At 69.4% G+C, this 23,169-nt stretch carries 17 protein-coding genes; 11 read left to right on the top strand and 6 right to left on the bottom strand.

Annotation, left to right across the window (positions count from 1 at the left end):
* Positions 1 to 88: 88 nt before the first annotated feature.
* The 5 genes from ACFYY6_RS00305 to ACFYY6_RS00285 form a co-directional block, all read right to left on the bottom strand.
* Positions 89 to 1,606, bottom strand: coding sequence for a glucoamylase family protein (locus ACFYY6_RS00305; RefSeq protein ID WP_351627452.1), 1,518 nt, complete (start codon positions 1,604 to 1,606; stop codon positions 89 to 91).
* A 316-nt stretch (positions 1,607 to 1,922) separates the two neighbouring features.
* Positions 1,923 to 3,125 (bottom strand): glycoside hydrolase family 1 protein, encoded by a 1,203-nt coding sequence (locus tag ACFYY6_RS00300; protein WP_386607106.1) that lies wholly within the window; start codon positions 3,123 to 3,125, stop codon positions 1,923 to 1,925.
* A 278-nt stretch (positions 3,126 to 3,403) separates the two neighbouring features.
* Positions 3,404 to 4,339 carry a carbohydrate ABC transporter permease gene (locus tag ACFYY6_RS00295; RefSeq protein WP_351627447.1) on the bottom strand — a complete coding sequence of 312 codons (936 nt, stop codon included), beginning with the start codon at positions 4,337 to 4,339 and terminating at the stop codon, positions 3,404 to 3,406.
* Entirely contained in the window at positions 4,336 to 5,328 is a 993-nt protein-coding gene (locus ACFYY6_RS00290; RefSeq protein ID WP_351518355.1) for a sugar ABC transporter permease, read from the bottom strand. The genes ACFYY6_RS00295 and ACFYY6_RS00290 overlap by 4 nt, the downstream gene beginning before the upstream one ends.
* A gap of 24 nt (positions 5,329 to 5,352) precedes the next feature.
* Positions 5,353 to 6,603 (bottom strand): sugar ABC transporter substrate-binding protein, encoded by a 1,251-nt coding sequence (locus ACFYY6_RS00285; RefSeq protein ID WP_351518354.1) that lies wholly within the window; start codon positions 6,601 to 6,603, stop codon positions 5,353 to 5,355.
* Positions 6,604 to 6,873: 270 nt separating this feature from the next.
* Between ACFYY6_RS00285 and ACFYY6_RS00280 the strand changes: the two genes are divergently transcribed.
* Positions 6,874 to 7,869: an acetylxylan esterase gene (locus ACFYY6_RS00280; RefSeq protein ID WP_351518353.1), complete on the top strand. Its 996-nt coding sequence runs from the start codon at positions 6,874 to 6,876 to the stop codon at positions 7,867 to 7,869.
* A 335-nt stretch (positions 7,870 to 8,204) separates the two neighbouring features.
* On the opposite strand, the gene ACFYY6_RS00275 is transcribed toward ACFYY6_RS00280, so the two are convergent.
* Positions 8,205 to 9,257: a LacI family DNA-binding transcriptional regulator gene (locus tag ACFYY6_RS00275; RefSeq protein WP_351518352.1), complete on the bottom strand. Its 1,053-nt coding sequence runs from the start codon at positions 9,255 to 9,257 to the stop codon at positions 8,205 to 8,207.
* Positions 9,258 to 9,427: 170 nt separating this feature from the next.
* Between ACFYY6_RS00275 and ACFYY6_RS00270 the strand changes: the two genes are divergently transcribed.
* The 10 genes from ACFYY6_RS00270 (at position 9,428) to ACFYY6_RS00225 (ending at position 22,818) form a co-directional block, all read left to right on the top strand.
* Entirely contained in the window at positions 9,428 to 9,919 is a 492-nt protein-coding gene (locus ACFYY6_RS00270; RefSeq protein WP_388648321.1) for a MarR family winged helix-turn-helix transcriptional regulator, read from the top strand.
* A gap of 34 nt (positions 9,920 to 9,953) precedes the next feature.
* The gene (locus ACFYY6_RS00265) at positions 9,954 to 10,076 is read left to right on the top strand and encodes a hypothetical protein (RefSeq protein WP_388648318.1); all 123 of its coding nucleotides are present in this window, start codon (positions 9,954 to 9,956) and stop codon (positions 10,074 to 10,076) included.
* A gap of 369 nt (positions 10,077 to 10,445) precedes the next feature.
* A complete protein-coding gene (locus tag ACFYY6_RS00260; RefSeq protein ID WP_351518350.1) occupies positions 10,446 to 12,812 on the top strand; it encodes an ABC transporter family substrate-binding protein in 2,367 nt (788 codons plus the stop codon).
* Positions 12,813 to 13,502: 690 nt separating this feature from the next.
* Positions 13,503 to 15,407 carry a translational GTPase TypA gene (gene typA / locus ACFYY6_RS00255; protein ID WP_351518349.1) on the top strand — a complete coding sequence of 635 codons (1,905 nt, stop codon included), beginning with the start codon at positions 13,503 to 13,505 and terminating at the stop codon, positions 15,405 to 15,407.
* Positions 15,408 to 15,807: 400 nt separating this feature from the next.
* Positions 15,808 to 16,398, top strand: a complete 591-nt coding sequence (locus ACFYY6_RS00250) for a hypothetical protein (protein WP_351518347.1) — start codon at positions 15,808 to 15,810, stop codon at positions 16,396 to 16,398.
* Between the two features lie 503 nt (positions 16,399 to 16,901).
* Complete coding sequence (locus ACFYY6_RS00245) at positions 16,902 to 18,554, top strand: peptide ABC transporter substrate-binding protein (protein WP_351518346.1); 1,653 nt, start codon at positions 16,902 to 16,904, stop codon at positions 18,552 to 18,554.
* Between the two features lie 168 nt (positions 18,555 to 18,722).
* Positions 18,723 to 19,646 (top strand): ABC transporter permease, encoded by a 924-nt coding sequence (locus ACFYY6_RS00240; RefSeq protein ID WP_351518345.1) that lies wholly within the window; start codon positions 18,723 to 18,725, stop codon positions 19,644 to 19,646.
* A gap of 31 nt (positions 19,647 to 19,677) precedes the next feature.
* Positions 19,678 to 20,601, top strand: coding sequence for an ABC transporter permease (locus ACFYY6_RS00235; protein WP_351518343.1), 924 nt, complete (start codon positions 19,678 to 19,680; stop codon positions 20,599 to 20,601).
* Positions 20,602 to 20,618: 17 nt separating this feature from the next.
* The gene (locus ACFYY6_RS00230) at positions 20,619 to 21,674 is read left to right on the top strand and encodes an ABC transporter ATP-binding protein (RefSeq protein WP_360111836.1); all 1,056 of its coding nucleotides are present in this window, start codon (positions 20,619 to 20,621) and stop codon (positions 21,672 to 21,674) included.
* Positions 21,667 to 22,818, top strand: coding sequence for a dipeptide ABC transporter ATP-binding protein (locus ACFYY6_RS00225; RefSeq protein ID WP_351518339.1), 1,152 nt, complete (start codon positions 21,667 to 21,669; stop codon positions 22,816 to 22,818). Before ACFYY6_RS00230 ends, ACFYY6_RS00225 begins: the two co-directional genes overlap by 8 nt.
* Positions 22,819 to 23,169 lie beyond the last annotated feature (351 nt).

The following is a 23,169-nucleotide window of genomic DNA, read 5'->3' as shown; positions in this document are numbered from 1 at the left end:
CCCGCGACCGGACGAATGGCGCCGCCGCGACCACGCGGACGGCGCCCCCGCGACCGTGTGGTCACGGGCGGCGCCGCCCCGCGTGCGGTCAGATGGAGAAGCGCTCCTTGACGAGCAGCGGACGCACCCGTGACCGGAAGCCACCCGTACGGAACGGCCTCTGCAGCAGACCCGGCCGCAGTGCCTGGGCCAGGGCGGCGGCGATCATCCCCTGGTCGAGGGCGAGCATGTAGTCGCTGACCCGCCCGGTGCTCACGTTGACGGAGTCCCGGAACCCGTATCCGGCGTGGTAGGCGCCGAAGTCACGGTCGAGCGCGCGCAGGTTGGCGATCGCCTCGTCCGGCGCGTAGGGCAGGGCGAGGAACGAGGCGTGCGGGGTGACCACACCGTTCGTGAACGCCGACGGGGGCGGCAGCGGGGCGCCGTCCGTCGTGTACGTGCGGTCGGTGTTGGAGGCGTACCCGTCGACCTGCATGCCGAGCGCGTCGACGCCGTACTCCTGGTACCCGCCCTCGGGGATGTCGGCGGGGGAGAAGCCCCAGTACCCGTACCGGGCCTCCTCCATGCCGTGTTCGATCTGGCCCCGTACGTAACGCTGGTGCGTGAGGCCCCAGGAACGCGGCGACCACTCCGCCTCCGGCACGAACAGTGGCACCATCAGCGCCTCGAACATGGAACCGCCCCAGCTGGGGACGATCTTGCGGCCCCGGTGGGTGTAGTGCCCCTGCCAGACGCGGACGCCGTCCATGGCGACGTAGGCGCCCTGCGGGTGCTGTTCCTGCTCGTGCTCGGGGAGCATGGTGCGCAGCAGGTGCCAGTAGTGGTCGGCGGGCAGTGAGCCGTCCGCGATGCCGAGGTAACTGGCCATGCGCGGCTCGGTGTTGAGCGCGCCGTAGTGGTGGCCGGTGGGTTCCCCGGTGTCGGTCCAGAAGCCGCCGCGCAGCTGCCCGGGGCCGGCGACGGGGTCGGCCGGGTCGTACGGGGTGTAGTAGTACGACCAGTCCGCGGTGGCCAGGATGCGGCCGATGCGGGGGCGCAGGGCGGGCGCGGCGTCGGCGGCGATCCGCAGACCGGTGACCAGCCAGGCGTTGTCGACGGACGACAGGAACGGGCGCACCGGGTTGTCGGTGCCGGGCCACTCGGTGATGACCGAACCGTCGTGCGCGTCGTACCAGTTGAGCCAGAAGCCGTGGTGGCGCTCCAGCTTCTCGACGGCCCGGACGGCGCGCTCCAGGCGGCGTTCCATCGTGGAGCCGTCGATGACGCCGAGTCCGGCCGCGGCGACGGTCGACCAGAGGCCGCAGCCGATGTTGGTCGGGGAGGTCTGGCGCGACTGGACGGCTGCGCCGGGGCCGCTGACGTCGATCTTGTCGGCGGCGAGACCGAAGTCGGTCGTCATCGCTTCCATGGAGCGGTACGTGTCGCGGAACCAGCGCCGCAGCAGCGCCGCGTTCGGGCCGTGCGAGAGCCGGGCGGCGCCGGTGGCGCTGGTGGCGCCGACGGTGTTCGCGGCGGGTACGGCGCTCGCGGAAGGTACGGACATCGCGCCGAGCGACAGGGCGGCTGCCCCTGTTCCCGCGGCGGTGAGAAACGTGCGACGGTCCATCGGAATCCTTCGAAGAAGAGCCACCGACTGTGGACGGTGGACGGATTTCGTTCGTCGGTCGTGCTGAGGGCGCGGGGCGCCGTGGTGCGTACGGCACCCGCGCGGGCGACGCGCGTCGGCGGGGCTGGACACGCGCGTCGCCCGCACGGGCGGGGGTCGTACGGGAACCGGGCGGTCGTCAGGTGCCTCCGGGTTCCCGTACGGGCGGGAGCGTCGTCGGATCGCTCCCGGTCTCGGGCCGACAACGGCCGGTGGGCCGAGGTCGGTCGGTGGGCCGAGGACGGCCGGGGCCGAGACGGGTCGGCGGGACCCGTGGTCAGTCGGCGATGCGCGGCAGGGTGCGCGTGCGGCCCATCTCGCCCAGCCAGCGGGCGGACGGCTTGGGCAGCCGCTCGAAGGTCTCCGGGTCCCAGCCGATCAGGCCGAAGGTCGGCTTGTAGGAGCCCCACTCGTAGTTGTCGAGCGCGCTCCACGCCAGGTAGCCCTGGATGTTCAGGCCGTCCTCCAGGCCACGGGCGACCTCGTTCAGCGCGCCGGCGTAGTAGTCGATCCGGCGGCTGTCGTCGTCGGTCGCGATGCCGTTCTCGGTGACGATCAGCGGCATGTCCTTGCCGATGACCTCGGCGGTGTGGCGCAGCGCGTGGCCGACGGCGGACGGGTAGTACTCCCACTGGGTGAGGGTGCGCTCGGCGTCGTCCGGCGTCGGGATCGGGCCCTCGGGGCCGATCTTGGTCCGGGTGTAGGACTGCACGCCGATCCAGTCGTCGCCGCGGGCGGCCTCGATGAAGACGTCCTCGCGGGGGTGCCGGTAGGCCGCGGTGACCTCCTCGGCGCCGGGCAGGGCCTGGTAGACCTGGTTGGCGATGGTCCAGCCGACCTGGATGTCGGAGTTGATCGCCCGGACCTCCTTGACGGCCGAGTGGTGGGCGGCGATGACGGCCTCGGTGGTCTCGTCGTCGGGGGTCGGCAGGCCTGCGGGCGGGAAGCTGTTGTCGCCGCGCTTGGCCTGGCCCGCCATGACGGCGATCATGTTCGGTTCGTTGATGGTGCAGACGTGCGTGACACCCTCGGCGATCACCGGTGCGCAGGCCGCGACGTAACGGGCGAAGAGTTCGACCGCGCCCTCGGCGGTCCAGCCGCCGCGCGCCTCGAACCACTGCGGCACCGTGAAGTGGTGCAGTGTGATCATGGGGCGCAGGCCGCGTTCGACGGCGCCCTCGACCATGCGGCGGTAGTGGGCGAGCTCGGCGCGGGAGAAGCGGCCCTCGGCGGGCTCGATGCGCGCCCACTCGATGGAGAACCGGTAGTCGGTGAAGCCCAGGGCGGCCAGCACGTCCATGTCCTCGCGCCAGCGGTGGTAGCTGTCACAGGCGTCCAGGCTGGGCTCCTGGATGTGGGTGCCCGCGGTGTGTTCCTTGACCCACCAGTCGCAGTTGGTGTTGTTGCCCTCGATCTGGTGGGCGGCGGTGGAGGCGCCCCACAGGAAGCCTTCGGGGAACGGGACCTGGGTGTGAGTCATCGCGGAATGTCCTTCTGGTGCGTGAAAGGGGTGTGGCCGACGCGGGGTGTGGGGTGCGCGGCCTCGTACGTTTCGGTGGGGCGGTGGTCTCGGGCGGGCCGGTGCTGCGGCCCGGTCCGTCGAGCCGGTTCGCGTGCGCCGGTTCCGTGGGCCGGTCCCATGAACCGGGTTCATGGGACCGGCCGCCCGGGAAGGCCCGCCCGGGGCGACCTCCCCGAGGCGGTCCTCGCAACGGTCCGCGAAGCGATCCTCGGAGAGGCGGGCCGTGGTGCGGGCCGTTACTTCATGCCCGCCGTGGCGATGCCCTGGGTGAAGTGCCGCTGGAGCGCGATGAAGACGACCAGGACCGGCAGCACGATCAGGAACGAGCCGGCCATCAGCACGCCGTTGGAGCCGCCCGCCTTGTTGGGATCGGTGGCGAAGGTGGCCAGCGCGACCGGGAGGGTGTACTTGTCGGGGTCGTTGGTCGCGATGAGCGGCCAGACGAAGTTGTTCCAGGAGCCCAGGAACGTGAAGATCGAGAGCGTCGCCAGGGCGGGCTTCACCAGCGGCATGACGATCCGCCAGAAGATGTACCACTCTCCGGCGCCGTCCATCCGCGCCGCTTCCAGCAACTCGTCCGGGATCGACTGCATGAACTGCCGCATCAGGAAGACCCCGAACGCCCCGGCGGCGAACGGCAGCACCAGACCGGCGTACGAGTCGATCAGCTGGAGCTTGCTCATCAGCACGAACAGCGGCAGCAGCATCAGGTTGCCGGGCACCATCAGCGCGCCGAGGACCAGCCCGAAGATCTTGTTGCGTCCGGCGAAGTTCAGCTTGGCCAGGGCGTACCCGAGCATCGAGCAGAACACCAGGTTCGAGACGGTGACCAGCACCGCCACGATCACCGAGTTCATGAAGTACAGCGGCAGATCGAGCTTGTCGAGCAGGTTCCGGAAGTTGTCCAGGGTCCACTCGGTCGGGAGCCATACCGGCGGGCTGGCCGTCAGGTCCTGTTGTGTCTTGAAGGCGGAGACCGCCATCCAGAGGAACGGCGCCGACATGACCAGCAGGCCGACGGAGAGCAGGACGTAGACGAGGACGCGCCCGGGGCCTCCGGACCGGTCCTTGCCGGCCGACCGCCGCGAGCCCCCGGACCTCGACGGCAGCGGACCCCCGGACTTCTTCTCCGGCGCCGTCGGAACGGCGCCCGGTGCACTGGTGGCGCTCATTTCGTGTTGTCCTTCAGCAGTCGGAGCTGCAGCACCGTGATGCCCATGATCACTACGAAGAGGACATACGCCATGGCGCTCGCATAGCCCATGTGGAAGAAGTTGAAGCCCTCGCGGTACATGTTCAGCGAGACGGTGAGAGTGGAGTCCGAGGGGCCGCCCTGGGTCATCACGAACGGTTCCTCGAAGACGTTGAGGTAGCCGATGGTGGTGATCACCGTGGCGTAGAGCAGTGTGGGCCGCAGCAGGGGCACGGTGATGCCCTTGAACTCCTGCCACACACCGGCCCCGTCCAGCCGCGCGGCCTCCCGCACCTCGGTGGGGATGGCCTGGAGACCGGCGATGAAGAGCACCATGACCGTACCGAGGTTGCGCCAGACCGCCATCGCGATCATGGAAGGCATGGCGAGCGTCTCGGAGCCCAGGAAATCGGGCGCGGTGAGACCCACCTCGGAGAAGAGGCCCGCGACGAGTCCGTCGGTCGGGTCGAGCACGAACCGCCAGACCACGGCGACCGCGACGATGGTGGTGACCACCGGGGCGTAGAAGCCGACGCGGAAGAAGGTCCGGGCCCGGTCGATGCCGTTGTTCAGCAGTACGGCGACGATCAGCCCCAGGAAGATCGTCAGGGGGACCCCGATCACCACGAAGTACGCCGTGTTGAACAGCGACTTGAGGAACTTGTCGTCGCCGAACAGCTTGACGTAGTTGTCGAAGCCGATGAACTCCGCGTCCAGCGGGTGCGTGACGTTGCGCAGCCCGAAGTCCGTGAAGCTCATCGCCAGCGTCGCCAGGATCGGGAACGCCATGAAGACGAGGAACAGGACCAGGAAGGGCGTGGAGAACAGCCAGCCGGCCAGGTTCTGCACGCTCATCGAGCGTTTCCTGCCGCCCCGGCGACCCGCGGGCCCGGTGGCCGGGGACCCGGAGGCCCCCGGCCCGGCCTGCACCGTGGCCGACTCCGCGGCCTTTGAGGTCATGGTGCGCATGACTCCTACTTCACGAGACCTTGGTTACTTCACGAGAGCTTCGATTTCGGACTGAGCCGTCTTCAGCGCGTCCTCGGCGGACGCCTTGCCCTGGGTGACCTTGCCGATGGCCTGGTCGACCTTGTCGGTGATCTCGGTCCAGTTGGACAGCGAGGGGGAGGCCTTCGCGGTGTCCATCTGCTTCTTGAAGACCTGGAGGGTGGCGTCGTCGGCGAGGTCGCCGGAGGTCCAGGCGGAGGTGTTGGCCGGCAGGTCCTTGGTGCGCTTGTACCAGTCGGCCTGGCCCTTGGTGTCGGTCAGGTACTTGATGAACTCCGTGGCGGCGGCCTTGTGCTCGCTGTCCTTGGAGATCACCAGGGACGAACCGCCGGCCATGGAGACGGAGGACTTGTCGGCGGGCACGTTCGCCACCGCCCACTTGCCCTCGATCTGCGGCTGGCTCTCGTTCAGCAGGGTGACGTGCCAGGGGCCTCCGAAGAACATCGGGACACGGCCGTTGCCGAAGTCCTTCACCACGTCGTAGCCGGGCTGAACGGACTTGTTGGACAGGCCCTTGTCGAAGTAGGAGCCGTACTCCTCGAGCGCCTTGACGGCCTCGGGGCTGTCGATGACGGCCTTGCCCTTGGAGTCGACGATCTCGCCGCCGGCGGAGTAGAGGAAGGAGTAGAAGTTCTGCACCGTGTCCAGGCCGCTCGGCTGGATGGACAGGCCCCACTTGGTTCCGGCCTTCTTCTGGTAGGCCGTGGCGAGGTCCTGCATCTCCTTCCAGTTGGTCGGAGCCTCGGTGACACCGGCCTTCTCGGCCAGGTCGGTGCGGTAGTAGAGGACGCGGGTGTCGACGTACCACGGCACGCCGTACGCCTGGCCGTCCACCTCGCCCTGCTTCCAGCCCGACGGGAAGAAGTCCTTCTCGTCGAACTTCTTGGTGTCGACCGGCTCCAGGACGCCGAGTTCGGCGAACTCGCCCATGTAACTGCCGCCCATCTGCGCCACGTCCGGCAGGGTGCCGGCGGCAGCGGCGGAGACCAGCTTCTGGTGGGCGACGTCCCAGCCGACCGGGGTGACCTTCACGGTCACGTTCGGGTTGGCCTTGGTGTACTCCTTGGCCACATCCGTGAGCTTCTCGCCCTCGGCGCCCATGGCCCAGACGGTGATCGTCTGCTTCTCGTCCGCCGCGACGCCGTCGCCACCGGAACTGCCGCACGCGGTGACACCGAAGGTGAGCGCGGCGGCGACGGCGATCCCGATCGAGACGGTTCTGGTGGTGCGGGGCATGGAGGGCTCCTCCTTGAGCAATCCGGATGTATGCGCTGCCTGTAAGCGCATACATCACTCTGCGGCAGGAATTCGGAATTCCGCAAGAGGGTGCTAGGTCACACTCGTGCAACGTGCCGGATGCCTGGGCGTTCGACTTGGCACGTTAGATGCACTGTTTGCGGAATTGGTAATGATGTGACCGATTGGCGGATGAATATGACGGATTGCATAGAGGGGGTCACGGATTGTGCGGAGGTGCGCGATGACGACTTCGGTACTGTCGCGACCATGACTTCGTTCGAACACGATTTCCCCTTCGATCCGTCCTACGGGCGCACGCTCGACGACCTGCTGCGCGTCCCCGCCCCCGCCACCGCCCCGGACGACTTCGACGCCTTCTGGCGGGCCCGGTACGCGCAGGCGCGCGCGGTCGCCACGGAGCCGGAGCTGGGGCCGTTGGAGGAGGAACGCGACGGCGTACGGATCCACGGGGTGACGTTCACGTCGGTCGGCGGGGTGCGGCTCGGCGGCTGGGTCGCGCTGCCCGCCGAGGGGGCGTCGGCGGAGTACGGATTCGTCATCGGGCACGGGTACGGCGGCCGTGAGGAGCCCGGCCCCGACGTGCCGCTGCCGCTGCCCCGGTCGGCGGCGATCCTGCCGTGCGTACGGGGTCTGCCCACGCGCGGCCTGCGGGAGGGCGTACCGGACACCTCCGCCCGGCACGTCCTGCACGGCATCGCCTCGCGCGACACCTACGTCATCGGCGACTGCGTGGCGGACCTGTGGTGCGCCGCGTCGGCGCTGAACGAACTGGTCCCGGAGACGGACCCCCGGGCGGGCGGCCCGCGGCTCGGCTACCTCGGTGAGAGCTTCGGCGGCGGGCTCGGCGCGCTGGCCCTGCCGTGGGACGACCGGTTCGGCGCCGGGCAGTTGACGGTGCCCACGTTCGGCAACCACCCGCTGCGGCTCACCCTGCCCTGCGCGGGGAGCGGGGAGGCGGTGCGCGGACACCACCGCACGCACCCGGAGGTCACCGAGGTGCTGCGGTACTTCGACGCCGCCACGGCCGCGACCCGGCTGGAGCTGCCGGTGCTGGTGGCAGCGGCGCTCTTCGACCCGTCGGTGCCGCCGCCGGGACAGTTCGCCGTGTACAACGCCCTGCCCGGTGAGCGCGAACTCCAGGTGCTGAGCGCGGGGCACTTCGAGCACCCGGGGCGGGCGGCGGAGACGGAGGAGCTGTACGCGGCTCGGCGGCGGTTCTTCGGGGCGCACCTGAAGGCGTGAGGGCGGCGGGCGGGTCCGGTGAGGCCCGTCCGGCGACTCGCTCCGGTCGGCGGGGCCGGTGGGCGCGTTCCGGCGGCCCGGCCCGCGTCGTGGGAGGGATCGGGCCGCGGGCGGGGCCGGGGCGAGTTCCCGCGGGCCGGGAAGGCGGGGTCGGGCCGTGGGTGGGGCCGGCGGGTCGGTCCGGGGCGAGTTCCTGCGGGCCGGCCCCGGCGGACAGCGTTCGTGGTCCCGGCGGACGCCGTTCGTGCGGGCGCGCGCCGCTCCGGGTGACCGCGGCTCGCACGCCGTGCTCGTACTCGTGGGGGTGCCGGTACTGGTTCCGGTGCTCGTTCCGGTCAGGCGCAGCCGCAGCTTGCGCGGCGGACCACGGACACCGGCAGCATCAGCGACACCGGCTCCCGCCCGCTGTCGCCGAGTCGCTGCACCAGCAACTCGACCGCCTGCTCGCCGAGTTGGCGGATCGGCTGGCGCACGGTCGTCAGCGAAGGGCGGACGATCCGGCTCAGCGGAATCCCGTCGAACCCGGTCACCGCGACATCCTCCGGCACCCTCACCCCGCGCCGCTCCAGCGCCCGCAGCGCGCCCACCGCCATCTGGTCGTTGGCAAACAGCATGGCCTCGGGCCGTTCGCCCTCCCGGTCCAGCAGCGCCTCGGCGGTCCGCGCGCCCTCCGCCTGCGTCATGATCTCCGCCCGCAGGTCCGGCGCGTCCGGCACCGGCAGCCCGGCGTCGCGGCACGCCTCCCGGAAGCCGCGGAACCTCGCCTCGGCGTCCGGCGACTCGACCTCGCCACCGACGAAGGCGAGCCTGCGCAGCCCGTGGTCCTCGATCAGGTGGCGGGCCAGTTCGCGTTCCCCGTCGGCGTTCGCGACGACGATGTGGTCGAGGTGGTCGATCTCGCGCGGCCCGGCGAGCATCACCACCGGCAGCCGCCGCGAGATCACTTCGAGGTCCTCGGTCGGCACGGTCCGCGCCAGCACGGCGAACCCGTCGACCCGGCCCGCCACCTTCGCGACGCTCTCCGGTCCACCCTCCAGCGACGCGGCGATCAGCAGCGCGTACCCGTGCCGGCGCGCCGCCCGCTCCATGCCGCGGATGATCTGGTCGGAGTAGAGCATCACCGCGTCGTCGGCGTCGCTGTCCGCCTCCGCGTCGGCCTCGGCGTCGGGGTCGGCCATGTCGGGGAAGCAGAGGCCGAGCACGCCGGTGGTCCGGCTGGCCAGACCGCGGGCGTTCCCACTGGGTACGTAACCGAGCTGGCGGGCGGCTTCGAGGACCCGTTCACGGGTCTGGGCGCGTACCGAATCGGGGGTGCGGTAGACCCGGGAGACCGTGGCAATGGAGACGCCCGACCGCTCGGCGACGTCATACACCGTTGGGGCGCTCACTCGTTCGACCGTCCGTTCCCTCTCGCGCCCGTACGTCCCTGCCGCCGCACGTGCCGACCCTCGTTTGAAAGCGCATTCACCCTAGATCGCCGGTCACGCAAGGGGCAAGGGCATCCCAAGAATTGACAGGCATCCTTGCAAGGTGGCCTGCGCATCTTTACGTTGGCGCCATGCCGGAACCGACTGGGAACCCGCCCGCCGAACCACCTGCCGCATCGTCCCCGGCTCCGGCTCCGGCTCCGGCGCCGGAGCAGGTCGCGCTGCGACTGAGTGCCGTGCTCGGCCGGCTGCTGCGACGGTTGCGCACCACGTCGTCGGAGAGCCTGCTGACGCCGACGCAGCGATCGGTGCTCGCCCGGCTGGATCGGGAGGGGCCGGCCACCACGGCCGCGCTGGCCCGTGCCGAGTACGTGCGTCCGCAGTCCATGCGGCTCACCGTCGGCACGCTGGAGAGCCGGGGGCTCGTGGGGCGGGCGCCGGATCCGGCGGACGGCCGCAAGTCGGTCGTGTCGATCACGCGGACCGGGCTGGAGGTGCTGACCGCGGTCCGGGCCGTCAAGAACGACTGGCTCGCCGAGGCACTCGCCGCCGAACTCGACGACGAGGAGCGTCGCACGGTCGCCGAGGCCGCGGAGCTGCTCGACCGGCTGGCCGGGGCGTGAGCGGGGCCCGCCGAGGAGGACGCCCCACGTCACCGTGGCCACGGACGCGGTCACCGACAAGGACGCCGACGCCCCCCGCAACAGCGTCGGGCGGATCCTCCCGCGTCCGGGCGAGGCGGACACGACGGACGCGAGCGTCGGACCGCTCGGCGGCTGACGACCGCAGGCGCACGGAACGAGGGCCGTTGAAACCGCGGAAATCAGGCAGTGGAGCCCGTGGAGCCCGTGGAGCCGTGGAGAACGGGGTGCGGTGCGGGGCGCACCGGGCATGGAACGCGGCGGGCCCGGAGCACGGGACGCGGAGCATGACACGTGAGCCCCGGGTGCGCGGGCGCGTGCGGCTCCTCGGTATTGCGCTGCGCGGGTGAGCTTCGGGGAGCCCCCGCCGTGTCTGCGCCGCCTCACGCGCGTGTGCGCTTTCAGTGGATGAGCGAACCAGTGTGATCAACTGCATATGCCATCCAAAACGCACAAATCCGGCCCGTCTCGGTGCGGGTGGGTCGGGCCGGACCCGGAGGTGTCAGCCATGTCCCACGTCGGCGTCCCGTGGGGGACGGCCCGTAAGCGCCGTTCGCTCGCGCTCCTCACGACGGGCGTGCTGACGCTCCCCGTACTGGCCGGCTGCACCACCGGCGACAGCGGATCGGCGACGGCCGCCGCCGCTCCCCAGGACATCGCGGTCGCGGGCCGGGGTTCGGTCGCCGCCGGGGGGACGGTCCACTGGGCGATCGACTCCATGCCCGCCACTCTCAACGCGTTCCAGGCCGACGCCGACGATTCCACCACCCGCATCACCGGCGCCGTGCTGCCGACCCTGTTCCCGCTGGACGCCCGGGGCAGGCCGCAGCTCAACCCGGACTACCTGGAGTCCGCGAAGGTGATCGAGCGCGAGCCCCGGCAGGTGGTGCGCTACAAGCTCGACCAGAAGGCGGTGTGGAGCAACGGCCGGAAGATCGGGGCGCCCGACTTCGTCGCCCAGTGGCGGGCGCTGAGCGGCGCGAACTCGGCGTACTGGACCGCGCGCAACGCCGGCTACGACCGCATCGCGAAGATCGAGCGCGGCGCCGACGACCTGGAGGTCCGGGTCACCTTCGCCAAGCCGTACGCGGACTGGCGCTCGCTGTTCTCCCCGCTGTACCCGAAGGAGGTGACCGGCGCCCCGAACAGCTTCAACGACGGCGCGCGGACCGCCCTGGCGGTCACGGCCGGGCCGTTCCGGCTGAGCGGTGTGGACACGAAGGCGGGCGACGTCACCCTCGTCCGTGAGCCGCGCTGGTGGGGGAAGCCGGCCAAGCTCGAATCACTCGTCTTCCGCGCCGTCGCGCCGCAGGACCGCGTCCAGGCGCTGACGGAGCACAAGGTCGAGGTCGCCGACATCGACGCCGGCACGGCCAACCGGGTCGCCTCCGCGGCCCGCGGCAACGGTCCGAACGGACAGCCCCTCGCGCACGGGCCCGGGGCCGCCGACGACCCGGCCGCCGCGATGCGTTCCTGGGCCATGGCATACGGCTCGAACGAGTCGGAGGCGGCCGCCGCGCGAGCGGCCAGGGAGAAGGCCCGTGCCGCCGCGGAGGCGTACACGGCCGAGCAGAACGCGCTGCGCTCGTACGCGGTCCGCAAGTCGCTGGAGCCCGCGTACACCCAGCTCGCGCTCAACGGCGAGTCCGGTCCGCTCGCCGACGAGCGGGTGCGGCGCGCGGTCGCCCGGGCCCTGAACCGGCAGGAACTCGTCGACACCGTACTCAAGCCGCTCGGCCTGCCCGCCGTGCCGCTCGGCAGCCATGTCGCCCTGGCGGGACAGCCCGGGTACCAGGACGGCAGCGGCGCGCTCGGCGGCGAGGACAAGGAAGAGGCGCGGGCCCTGCTGGCCGACGCGGGCTGGACCCGCGAGGGCGCGATCAAGAAGCCGGGCGGTGCGAAGGCGGGCAGCGAGGCCGAGAAGAAGGAGGCCGAGAAGAAGAACGACAAGGACGGCAAGAACGGCCGGAGCAGCAACCAGGGTGGCAATCAGAACAGCAGCGAGGGCGTGAACGGCGACGACGGCAGGAACGGCGGCCGCGGCGACGATCTGCACGTCGTGGGGGACGACGGCAAACCCGGTGACGCGGACAGAACCACCACCGGCCTGCGGATCCTCGCCCCCGCCCCCGCCGCAGCGGCCCACAGCGCCGCCCTCCTGCGGCAGGCCGGGCACCTGGCCGGAACCGCCATCCCCGGGGACGCCACCGCCACGATCGCCGCCCAGGACCAGCGGCCCGGCGGCGCGGCCGGAGCCTACGCCCCGGCCGGGACCGCCGCCCCGGCCCCGGAGACCGGACGCGGCCCGCTCGGCAAGGACGGCCAGCCGCTGAACCTGCGCTTCGTCCTGCCGTCCGGGCCCGGGTCGGAGCCGCTGCGCGCGGTCGGCGGCAAGATCTCGGCGATGCTCGACTCGATCGGCATCGGCACGTCGATCACCAGGGTCTCCGACGACAGCTACTTCCGGGACCACATCGCCGCCGGCGACTACGACCTGGCGCTCTACTCCTGGCCCGCCACCGCCTACCCGGCGACCGACAACCGTCCGATCTACGCCAAGCCGGTGCCCGCCGGTGACGGTTCGCTGGTGGTCGAGCAGAACTACACCCGCGTCGGCACGGACCACATCGACCAGCTGTTCGACAAGGCGGTCTCCGAGCTCGACGAGGGGGCGGCCCGGGACCTGATGAACCAGGCGGACGCCAGGATCTGGGCCGCCGCGGGCTCGATCCCCCTCTACCAGAGGCCGCAGCTCGTGGCTGCCGACAAGCGACTGGTGAACGTCGGGGCCTTCGGCTTCGGGACGCCCCACTACCAGGACATCGGCTTCAAGCGCCCGCAGCCCGCAGGGCCCCCGGCGCAACGCAAGCAGTAGCCGCGAGCACCGACCACGGCCACACCGTGCCGGGGTGCGGGACGTACGAGGACCGGCCACGCGACATCCAAGGACCGGCTGTGAGACGTACGAGGACAAGACGTACAAGCGGTGAAGGAGCAGCAGGTCAGAGCGGCGCCGGAAGCTCAGAACCAGCTCAAGTCCCTTGCCCGCCCGGCTTCCCGGCGGGCAAGGTCGTGAGCACCCGCTGACCCGGGTGGCCGCTCACTCCCCCCACCTCCGGGCCTCGTCCCGGAGTCCAGCCGCTGCGGAGCCCCACCTCCGGAGCCGCTCAAGTCCCGTGTCAGACGTCCCACCGGGGACCGTGGACGTGTCCTTCGGTGAAATCCGTCGGAAGACATGGCCACGGTGATGCGAACGAGCACCGTGCCGCATCGCGGTGAGCGCGTACGCCGACGGGGACGACGGGAGCGGGCGGCCGAGACCGATCAGGGCCGCGGCGGGCACGGATCCGCCGCGGCCCGGCGGGCGGGACACCGGGCCCCGGCCCCTCCGGAGCCCGCCGCGACCTCCATTCCGGGGGGCGGTGGGAATTCGCCGGGGAAGCCGCTACGGCGTCGGCCCTTTACGATGGTGGGTAGCCGTGGCGCGTACGCCCGGCGGGCGTACGAGGACCCGAGAGCGACTGAGACGCCTGATCCCACGATCCGAGAGAAGCTCAAGCCACACATGCCCACGCGCCATGACATCCGTAACGTAGCCATCGTCGCCCACGTCGACCATGGCAAGACCACCATCGTCGACGGCATGCTCAAGCAGGCCGGTGCCTTCGGCGCGCACCAGCTCGACTCCGTGGACGACCGCGTCATGGACTCGAACGACCTGGAGCGTGAGAAGGGCATCACGATCCTCGCCAAGAACACGGCGGTGAAGTACCACCCCAAGGACGGCGGGGACCCGATCACGATCAACATCATCGACACCCCCGGCCACGCCGACTTCGGTGGCGAGGTCGAGCGCGGCCTGTCGATGGTCGACGGCGTGGTGCTGCTGGTGGACTCCTCCGAGGGCCCGCTCCCGCAGACGCGCTTCGTGCTGCGCAAGGCCCTCCAGGCCCGGCTCCCCGTCATCCTGTGCATCAACAAGACGGACCGTCCCGACTCCCGCATCGACGAGGTCGTGAACGAGGCGTACGACCTCTTCCTCGACCTGGACGCGGACGAGGACCAGATCGAGTTCCCGATCGTCTACGCCTGCGGCCGTGACGGCATTGCCTCGCTGACCAAGCCGGAGGACGGCACCGTCCCGGCCGACTCGACCAGCCTGGAGCCGTTCTTCTCCACGATCCTCCAGCACATCCCGGCCCCGCAGTACGACGACGAGGCCCCGCTGCAGGCCCACGTCACCAACCTGGACGCGGACAACTTCCTCGGCCGTATCGCGCTGCTCCGCGTCGAGCAGGGCGAGCTGCGCAAGGGCCAGACGGTCGCCTGGATCAAGCGCGACGGCTCGGTCCAGAACGTCCGCATCAGCGAGCTGATGATGACCGAGGCGCTCACCCGCAAGCCGGCCGAGGTGGCGGGCCCCGGTGACATCTGCGCCGTCGCCGGTATCCCCGACATCATGATCGGCGAGACGCTGGCCGACCCGGAGAACCCGATCGCGCTGCCGCTGATCACGGTCGACGAGCCGGCGATCTCCATGGTGATCGGTACGAACACCTCGCCGCTGGTCGGTCGCGGTGGCACCGGCAAGGGCGCGGACGCCAAGTCCGCCGTCAAGGACCGCAAGGTCACCGCCCGCCAGGTGAAGGACCGTCTGGACCGCGAGCTGATCGGTAACGTCTCGCTCCGCGTCCTCGACACCGAGCGCCCGGACGCCTGGGAGGTCCAGGGCCGTGGTGAGCTCGCGCTCGCCATCCTGGTCGAGCAGATGCGTCGCGAGGGCTTCGAGCTCACCATCGGCAAGCCGCAGGTCGTCACCAAGGACATCGACGGCAAGGTCCACGAGCCGGTCGAGCGCATGACGGTCGACGTGCCCGAAGAGCACATGGGCGCCGTCACCCAGCTCATGGGTGTCCGCAAGGGCCGCATGGACAACATGTCGAACCACGGCTCCGGCTGGGTCCGCATGGAGTTCGTCGTCCCGTCCCGCGGCCTGATCGGCTTCCGCACGGAGTTCCTGACCCAGACCCGCGGCACGGGCATCGCCCACTCGATCCACGAGGGCCACGAGCCCTGGTTCGGCCCGCTGCAGACCCGTAACAACGGCTCCCTGGTCGCCGACCGCGCCGGTGCGGTCACCGCCTTCGCGATGACCAACCTCCAGGAGCGCGGCGTGCTGTTCACCGAGCCCGGCACCGAGGTGTACGAGGGCATGATCGTCGGCGAGAACTCGCGCTCCGACGACATGGACGTGAACATCACCAAGGAGAAGAAGCTCACGAACATGCGGTCCTCGTCGGCCGACTCGTTCGAGGCGATCGTCCCGCCGCGCAAGCTCTCCCTGGAGCAGTCGCTGGAGTTCTGCCGCGACGACGAGTGCGTCGAGGTGACCCCGGAGGCCGTCCGCATCCGTAAGGTCAACCTGGACGCCCGCGAGCGCGCCCGCACCGCCTCGCGCGCCAAGCGCTGACGCCCGGCGAGTACCTTCGGCCTCCGTCAGTCCCTTTTCGGCCCGGCCCCTCCGCACCGTGTGCGGAGGGGCCGGGCCGTTTTCCCGTCTCTCCCTGGTGCTCGGGCCCTCAGCCGTCACCCTGCTGCCCTCGTCGGCATCATGTGTGCGATCGGGAAGTCGGACTCAACGACACCCGCCTCATTGCGCGATCCGTCAGTTCGTTGCTGAAGCACCTTGGCTCTCTGGAAAAAGCTTGTGAACAGGGAGAGTTGAGTGACAGAATCACCTGTGTCGCACCGCTCGGTGTCGGCACGGGGTTGCGATGCGGATGGCAAGTGATTCGCATGCGCAAGCAGATGGGGGGCGCATGTCGTGCGGCCGTGCCGTCTGCGGAATGAAATGGGGGACGACCTTGAGGATGCGTTTCGCTTCGGCGACTGCCGCGATGGCGCTGGCCGCTTCGGCGCTGGTGATCGTTCCGGCGACCAGCGCGAGCGCGGCACCGCTGATCTGTGATCCCGGCACCCGCTCGGTCACCTGGGTCACTACGAGCCACAGCCGTGTACTCACGCACCAGGTCAAGGGATACGAGAAGGAGTATTCGTCCGGCAGCCGGACGGTCACCAAGACGCTCTCGCACGAGAAGACGCTCAGCTCGGGCTGGTCCATCGGCGGCGGTTCGACCGCAGGTCTGTCGGTGGGCAAGGTGCTGGCGAGTCTCGACGTGAACGTCGAGGGGTCCTACAACCACTCGAAGGGCAAGACGACCACCAAGAGCGTCAGCATCACGGACACGCTCACCAAGAAGGGCCGCTACTGGTTCTACGTGGGTCGGCTCAAGGCGTCCGGGTACTGGCAGGCGTACCGCTGCGACCGGGGCACGAAGTGGGTCAAGCAGGCCCACGGGCAGGCGAAGAGCTATGGCGCCATGGTCGATGGCGCGACCCGCTGCGGTGAGAAGGTCAGCAAGAAGAGCATCGCCGCCGTGGTGCACAAGAAGTACTGCTGACCCGTCGGAAGCGCGGCTGAGTCCGCCGGAAGTTCCGTCCGCCGCGGCGACGTGGCGGACCGGACTTCCGGCGCCTCGCCGTTGGCGTCCGTGCGGCCCGCGCGGTGTCCACGCGGACACCGCGGCCGGGGCGGGTGAGAGGAAGCGCAATCCTTTACGGACGTTCAACCCGTTTTCTTCGATTGGATGTCCGGTTATCGGGCGTCGCTCTCCGGAACATGTATTAACGGTCCGTTTCGGGGGTGTCTGTCTAGGATCGCTTTGTCCGTATTTCGGGTCTACGCGTGCGGTTGATGTTGCCAAAACGAGACCCTTTAGGTGTGGTTTACGGCCCAGCCGTCCTTAATAGTTGGCTCGATGAGCTCGGGTCAATGGGTCACGCACTGTGGGGAGTGCCGACTCACGAGCACACTCGGGGCACTGAACGATCGCCGTCAGGGGTGTCGGTGTATCACTCCAGTGCCCTTCTTGTAGTCAAAAGTGGACTCATGAGGAGGAAACCCATGCGTGGTGCCAAGAGCGCCAAGTGGGTCGCGGGAGCGGCAATCATCGCCCTGGCCGCGACCGCTTGCGGCGGCGGGGACGGCGACAAGAAGGAGAGCGCCGGTAAGGGGGGCAATGGCGGCACGTTCCGGCTCGGCATCACCGAGCCCGTTTCCATCGACCCGGTGAACGCCCAGGAGTCCGAGGGCATGCTCGTCGCCCGGGCCATCTTCACCCAGCTCTACGACGTGGCCACGGACGGCAAGCTCGTCCCGAAGCTCGCCGAGTCCGGTACGTCCGAGGACGGCAAGACCTGGACGTTCAAGATCAAGGCCGGCACGAAGTTCACCAACGGTGAGACCGTCGACGCCGAGTCGTTCATCCGCGGCTGGACCCGTGTCGCCGCGAAGGCGTCGGCCTCCGACGTCTCGTACCACATGGCCGGCATCAAGGGCTACGACGACCTCAAGGGCGGCAAGACCGACAAGTTCGCCGGTCTGTCCGCTCCGGACGCCAACACCCTCAAGGTCGAGCTGACCGAGGTCGACTTCGAGTTCGACAAGAAGACCGCCCACGCGGCCTTCAGCCCGGTCCCGAAGGTCGCCGGCGCCGGTGACAACAAGAAGTACAACGACGCCCCGATCGGCAACGGCCCCTTCAAGATGGAGGGCAGCTGGGAGCACAACAAGTCGATCACGCTCGCCCGCAACGACGACTACGGCCTGAACAAGGCCAAGCTGGACAAGGTCGAGATCAAGATCCTGAACCCGGCCAACAGCTCCCAGCTCGAGTACACGGGCTTCCAGTCGGGTCAGTTCGACTTCGCGCGTATGCCCACGCCGCAGCTCTCGGTCGCCAAGGCCAAGTACGAGCCGCAGGGCCAGTGGTACGCGGCCGAGTTCTCCGGCATCAACTACCTGGTCGTGTTCAACGAGAACAAGCCGCTGAACAACGCCGACGCGCGCAAGGCGATCTCGTACGCGATCGACCGCGAGGCCATCGCCAAGTCCGTCTTCCAGGGCATGCAGAAGCCGGCCACCGCGTTCCTGCCGCCGTCCTTCGCCGACACCTACCAGGCGGGTGTCTGCACCTCCTGCGTCAAGCAGGACCCGGCCAAGGCCAAGGAGCTCGCCAAGAAGGGCGGCCTGAAGCCGGGCACGACCATCAACTTCGGCTACAACACCGGTGCCGGCCACGAGGAGTGGGTCCAGGCCGTCGCCGCGCAGCTGAAGGAGGTCCTCGGCCTCAACGTCAAGCTGGACGGCAAGCCGTTCAAGGAGGCCCTGGCCGCGCAGCAGGAGAAGAAGGCCAACGGTCTGTGGCGTTCGGCGTGGACCGCCGACTACCCGACCGCGGACAACTTCCTCGCCCCGCTGCTGAGCACCGCCGGCATCGGTGAGGACCCGTCGACCGGCAAGGCGCAGGGCGACAACCGCGGCCGCTACTCGAACCCCGAGTTCGACAAGCTGCTCGACCAGGCCCGTTCCGAGAAGGACGCCGCCAAGCGCGCCGACCTGTACAAGCAGGCCGAGAAGATCGCGCTCGACGAGGACCAGGGTGTCATCCCGCTCTGGCAGCGTTCGCAGTACCGTCTGGTGAACACCAAGAAGTTCAGCAACTTCAAGATGAACTTCTTCGAGGACCCGGACCTCGCGGAGATCACGCTCAAGTAAGAGCCTTCTTCAGCAGGTAGGCGAAGGCCGTGGAGTCGGAGTAACTTCTTCGGCTTCCACGGCCTTCGCCCAGTACCGGGCGCACCCCTCTGACGGCGCCCGGCGGCGGCCGCTCTCCCGATCGGATGATGCCGCCCATCCCCACACTCAGTATGTGAAGGAGGCATCGTGGGCAGATATGTGATCCGCCGGCTCGGGCAGATGATCGTCGTCCTCTTCGGTGCGACCGTTGTTCTTTTCTGCTGTCTGTTCATCCTGCCTGGCGACCCCGTGGGTTCGCTCGGCGGCGACAAGGCCCGTGATCCGGCCGTCGTGGCCGAACTTCGGGAACGTTACGGACTCAACGACCCGCTGCCGGTGCAGTACGGGCACTTCGTCCAGAAGCTGGCCAAGGGCGACCTCGGCGAGGACTTCACCCAGCGCCGCCCGGTGACCGAGATCCTGAAGCCGAAGCTCGCGAACACCGCCGAGCTGGCCATCGCGGCCATCGTCATCGATATCGCAATCGGTGTCTTCGCGGGTCTGATCGCCGCATTGTTCAGATATTCATTCTGGGACGTGTTGATCACACTGCTGACCACATTGGCCGTCGGATTCCCATCCTTCATCATCGGTATGGTCCTGCAGAAGTTCTTCGTGGTGGACCTCCAGTGGTTCCCGCTGATCTCCGACGGCTCCTTCAACTCCCTCGTCCTGCCTGCCTTCACGCTCGCGATCCTCGACGCGGCACTGGTGGCGAGACTCATGCGCGGCACCATGCTGGAGGTGCTGCGGGCCGACTACGTCAAGACGGCCGTCGCCAAGGGCCTGCCCCGGCGCACGGTTCTCGTCAAGCACGTGATGCGCAACTCGATCATCCCGGTCGTCACCTACCTGGGCATCTCCTTCGGCAGCCTGCTCGGTGGTGCGCTCATCACCGAGGCGATCTTCAACTGGGACGGCATCGGGCTCGCCCTGGTGCAGGCGGTCCAGCAGCAGAACAACCCGATCATCATCGGCGTGGTGACCTTCGGCGTCGCCGTGTTCGTCCTGCTCAACCTGATCGTCGACCTCTTGTACGCGGTCCTCGACCCGCGCATCCGTCTCGCCTGATCCCAGGCAGCCCGTTCTAGGAGTCACACCCATGACTGAGCTCACCAAGAGCACAGCGGAGGCGGGGACCGCTCAGAAGGCGGCCGCTCCGGCCGAGGCCGAGCCGGCGATCGCCCGCGTCACCCAGTGGGGCGAGATCCGCCACCGCTTCATGGCCAACAAGCTGGCCGTGGTCGGCCTGGTGCTGGTCGTCCTGCTGTTCCTGACCGCCGCGCTGGCGCCGGTGCTGGCGCCGTACGACCCGCTGGCGCAGAACCTCAACAACACCCTCCAGGCGCCGGGCGGCGACCACATCCTCGGTACCGACGCCCTTGGCCGCGACCAGCTGTCACGCATCATCTACGGCGCCCGCATCGCCGTCATCATCGGTCTGGCCTCGATCTTCCTGGCCTGCCTCATCGGCATCATCATCGGTTCCCTCGCCGGCTACTTCGGCAAGGCCACCGACTCGGTGCTCATGCGCATCGCGGACGTCTTCTTCGCCTTCCCGCTGCTGATCGGTGCCATCGTCATCATCATCGCGATGGGTCGCGGCGTCGCCCCGGTGATCATCTCGCTGGCGATCTTCTCCTGGCCGACCGTCTCCCGACTGCTGCGCAGCTCGATCCTGTCGGTCCGTGAGGCGGACTACGTGCTCGCCGCCCGCGCGCTGGGCGCCAGCACCTCGCGGATCATCATCCGGCACATCATTCCCAACTCGATCGCCGCCGTGATGGCGTACGCCGCCTTCAGCGTCGGCAGCGCGATCGTGGCCGAGGCCGCACTGTCCTTCCTGGGCGTCGGCGTCAGCCCCGAGGTCGCCGAGTGGGGCAACATGCTGTCGGCCGCCAAGGACTTCCTCGGTGTGAAGGACTACCTCTGGGTGTATCCCTCCATCGCGATCGTCCTGACCGTCCTTGGTTTCGTTTTCGTCGGTGACGGGCTGCGCGACGCCCTTGATCCGAAGCTGCGCTGAGAGGGCGGCACCACGACATGACTACTTCACACGTCACCGCGGAGGCGCCGGACAGGCGCTCCGGCGACGCCGACGCGCCCGTCCTCGAAGTGCGCGACCTGCACGTCGAGTTCAAGACCCGCGAAGGCATCGTCAAGGCCGTCAACGGCGTCAACTACAGCGTCCGTGCCGGTGAGACGCTCGCCGTGCTCGGCGAGTCCGGCTCCGGCAAGTCCGTGACCGCGCAGGCGATCATGGGCATCCTCGACTCGCCCCCCGGACGGGTCGCCAAGGGCGAGATCCTCTTCCAGGGGCAGGACATCCTCCAGCTCCCGGAGAACGAGCGGCGCAAGCTGCGCGGCCCGAAGATGGCGATGATCTTCCAGGACGCGCTCTCCGCGCTGAACCCGGTCTACTCGGTCGGCAACCAGCTCGGCGAGATGTTCCGGGTCCACCAGGGCATGTCCAAGAAGGACGCCAAGGCCAAGGCCATCGAGCTGATGGACCGGGTGAAGATCCCGGCCGCCAGCAGCCGGGTCAACGACTACCCGCACCAGTTCTCCGGCGGTATGCGCCAGCGCATCATGATCGCCATGGCGCTGGCCCTGGAGCCCGACCTGATCATCGCGGACGAGCCCACCACGGCGCTCGACGTGACGGTCCAGGCGCAGGTCATGGACCTGCTGGCGGAGCTGCAGCGCGAGTACAACATGGGCCTGATCCTGATCACCCACGACCTCGGCGTGGTCGCCGACGTCGCGGACAAGATCGCGGTCATGTACGCGGGCCGGATCGTCGAGCAGTCCCCGATCCACGAGCTGTACAAGCGCCCCGCGCACCCGTACACCCGCGGCCTGCTCGATTCGATCCCGCGCCTGGACCAGAAGGGCCACGAGCTCTTCGCGATCAAGGGCCTGCCGCCCAACCTGCTGAAGGCGCCGTCCGGTTGTGCCTTCAACCCGCGCTGCCCCAAGGCGCAGGACATCTGCCGCACCGACGTCCCGGCCCTGCTGCCGGTGACCGAGACGGACGGCACCGAGCTGGTCGGCCGCAGCAGCGCCTGCCACTTCTGGAAGGAGCAGATCCATGGCTGAGGACAGCAAGAAGACCGACGCCGTGGACGCCACTCCCAACGTCACCGAGGTGGACACGGCCGACGTCGCCACGGAGGCCGAGGCGGTCGCCGCCCTCGACGCCAAGGTGGACCGGGGCGAGCCGATCCTCCAGGTGCGCAACCTGATCAAGCACTTCCCGCTGACCCAGGGCATCCTGTTCAAGAAGCAGATCGGCGCGGTCAAGGCGGTCGACGGGGTCTCCTTCGACCTGTACCAGGGCGAGACGCTCGGCATCGTGGGCGAGTCCGGCTGTGGCAAGTCCACGGTCGCCAAGCTCCTGATGCTCCTGGAGACCGCCACCTCCGGCGAGATCTTCTACAAGGGCCAGGACATCACCAAGCTGTCCGGCAAGGCCCTCAAGGCCGTCCGCCGGAACATCCAGATGGTGTTCCAGGACCCGTACACCTCGCTCAACCCCCGTATGACGGTGGGCGACATCATCGGCGAGACGTACGAGATCCACCCCGAGGTGGCGCCGAAGGGCGACCGCCGCCGCAAGGTCCAGGAGCTCCTGGACGTGGTGGGCCTGAACCCGGAGTACATCAACCGCTACCCGCACCAGTTCTCCGGCGGTCAGCGCCAGCGCATCGGCATCGCCCGCGGTCTCGCGCTCAACCCGGAGATCATCATCTGCGACGAGCCGGTCTCCGCGCTCGACGTGTCGGTGCAGGCGCAGGTCATCAACCTGATGGAGAAGCTCCAGGACGAGTTCAACCTCTCCTACCTCTTCATCGCGCACGACCTGTCGATCGTCCGGCACATCTCCGACCGCGTCGGTGTGATGTACCTGGGCAGGATGGCCGAGATCGGCACGGACGAGCAGATCTACGACCACCCGACGCACCCGTACACGCAGGCGCTGCTGTCGGCGGTCCCGGTGCCGGACCCGGAGGCCCGCGAGAACCGCGAGCGGATCATCCTCACCGGCGACGTGCCGTCCCCGGCGAACCCGCCGTCCGGCTGCCGCTTCCGCACCCGTTGCTGGAAGGCGCAGGACAAGTGCGCGTCGGAGACGCCGCTGCTGGCGGTGCCCGAGCGCTTCAAGTCCTCGGATTCGCCGGCCGCGCACGAGTCGGCCTGCCACTTCGCCGAGGAGAAGGACGTCGTCGGCGCGGCTTCGTGACCCGGCGCGTGCCACGGCACGTATGAGGCGACGTGTGTGACACGGACGGCCCGGAACCCCCGAGGTTCCGGGCCGTCCGTCGTGTCCGGCCGTCCCGGCCGTCGAGTCGGCGTCCGGCCGCACGGCCGCACGGACACTCACCGCGGTGTCCGACGCCCCGTCATCCTCCGCCCGTCCGGCGGCGCCTGCCCGTCGGTGGCGCGCGTCGTCCGGTGCGTACCGGTTCGGTGCCGCGTGCGCGCTCGGTGGTGTCTGTCGCGACGGGGGCGGCGGACCCGTGGGCGCTTCCGGGTGGCGCCCCGGGCGGGAAGGGGCTCCCGCATGGCGTCGGGCCGTCAGATCGCCGCCCAG

This window comes from Streptomyces sp. NPDC001750, assembly GCF_042892615.1.
Lineage (GTDB): Bacteria > Actinomycetota > Actinomycetes > Streptomycetales > Streptomycetaceae > Streptomyces.
This window is presented reverse-complemented; position numbering and strand designations above follow the sequence as displayed.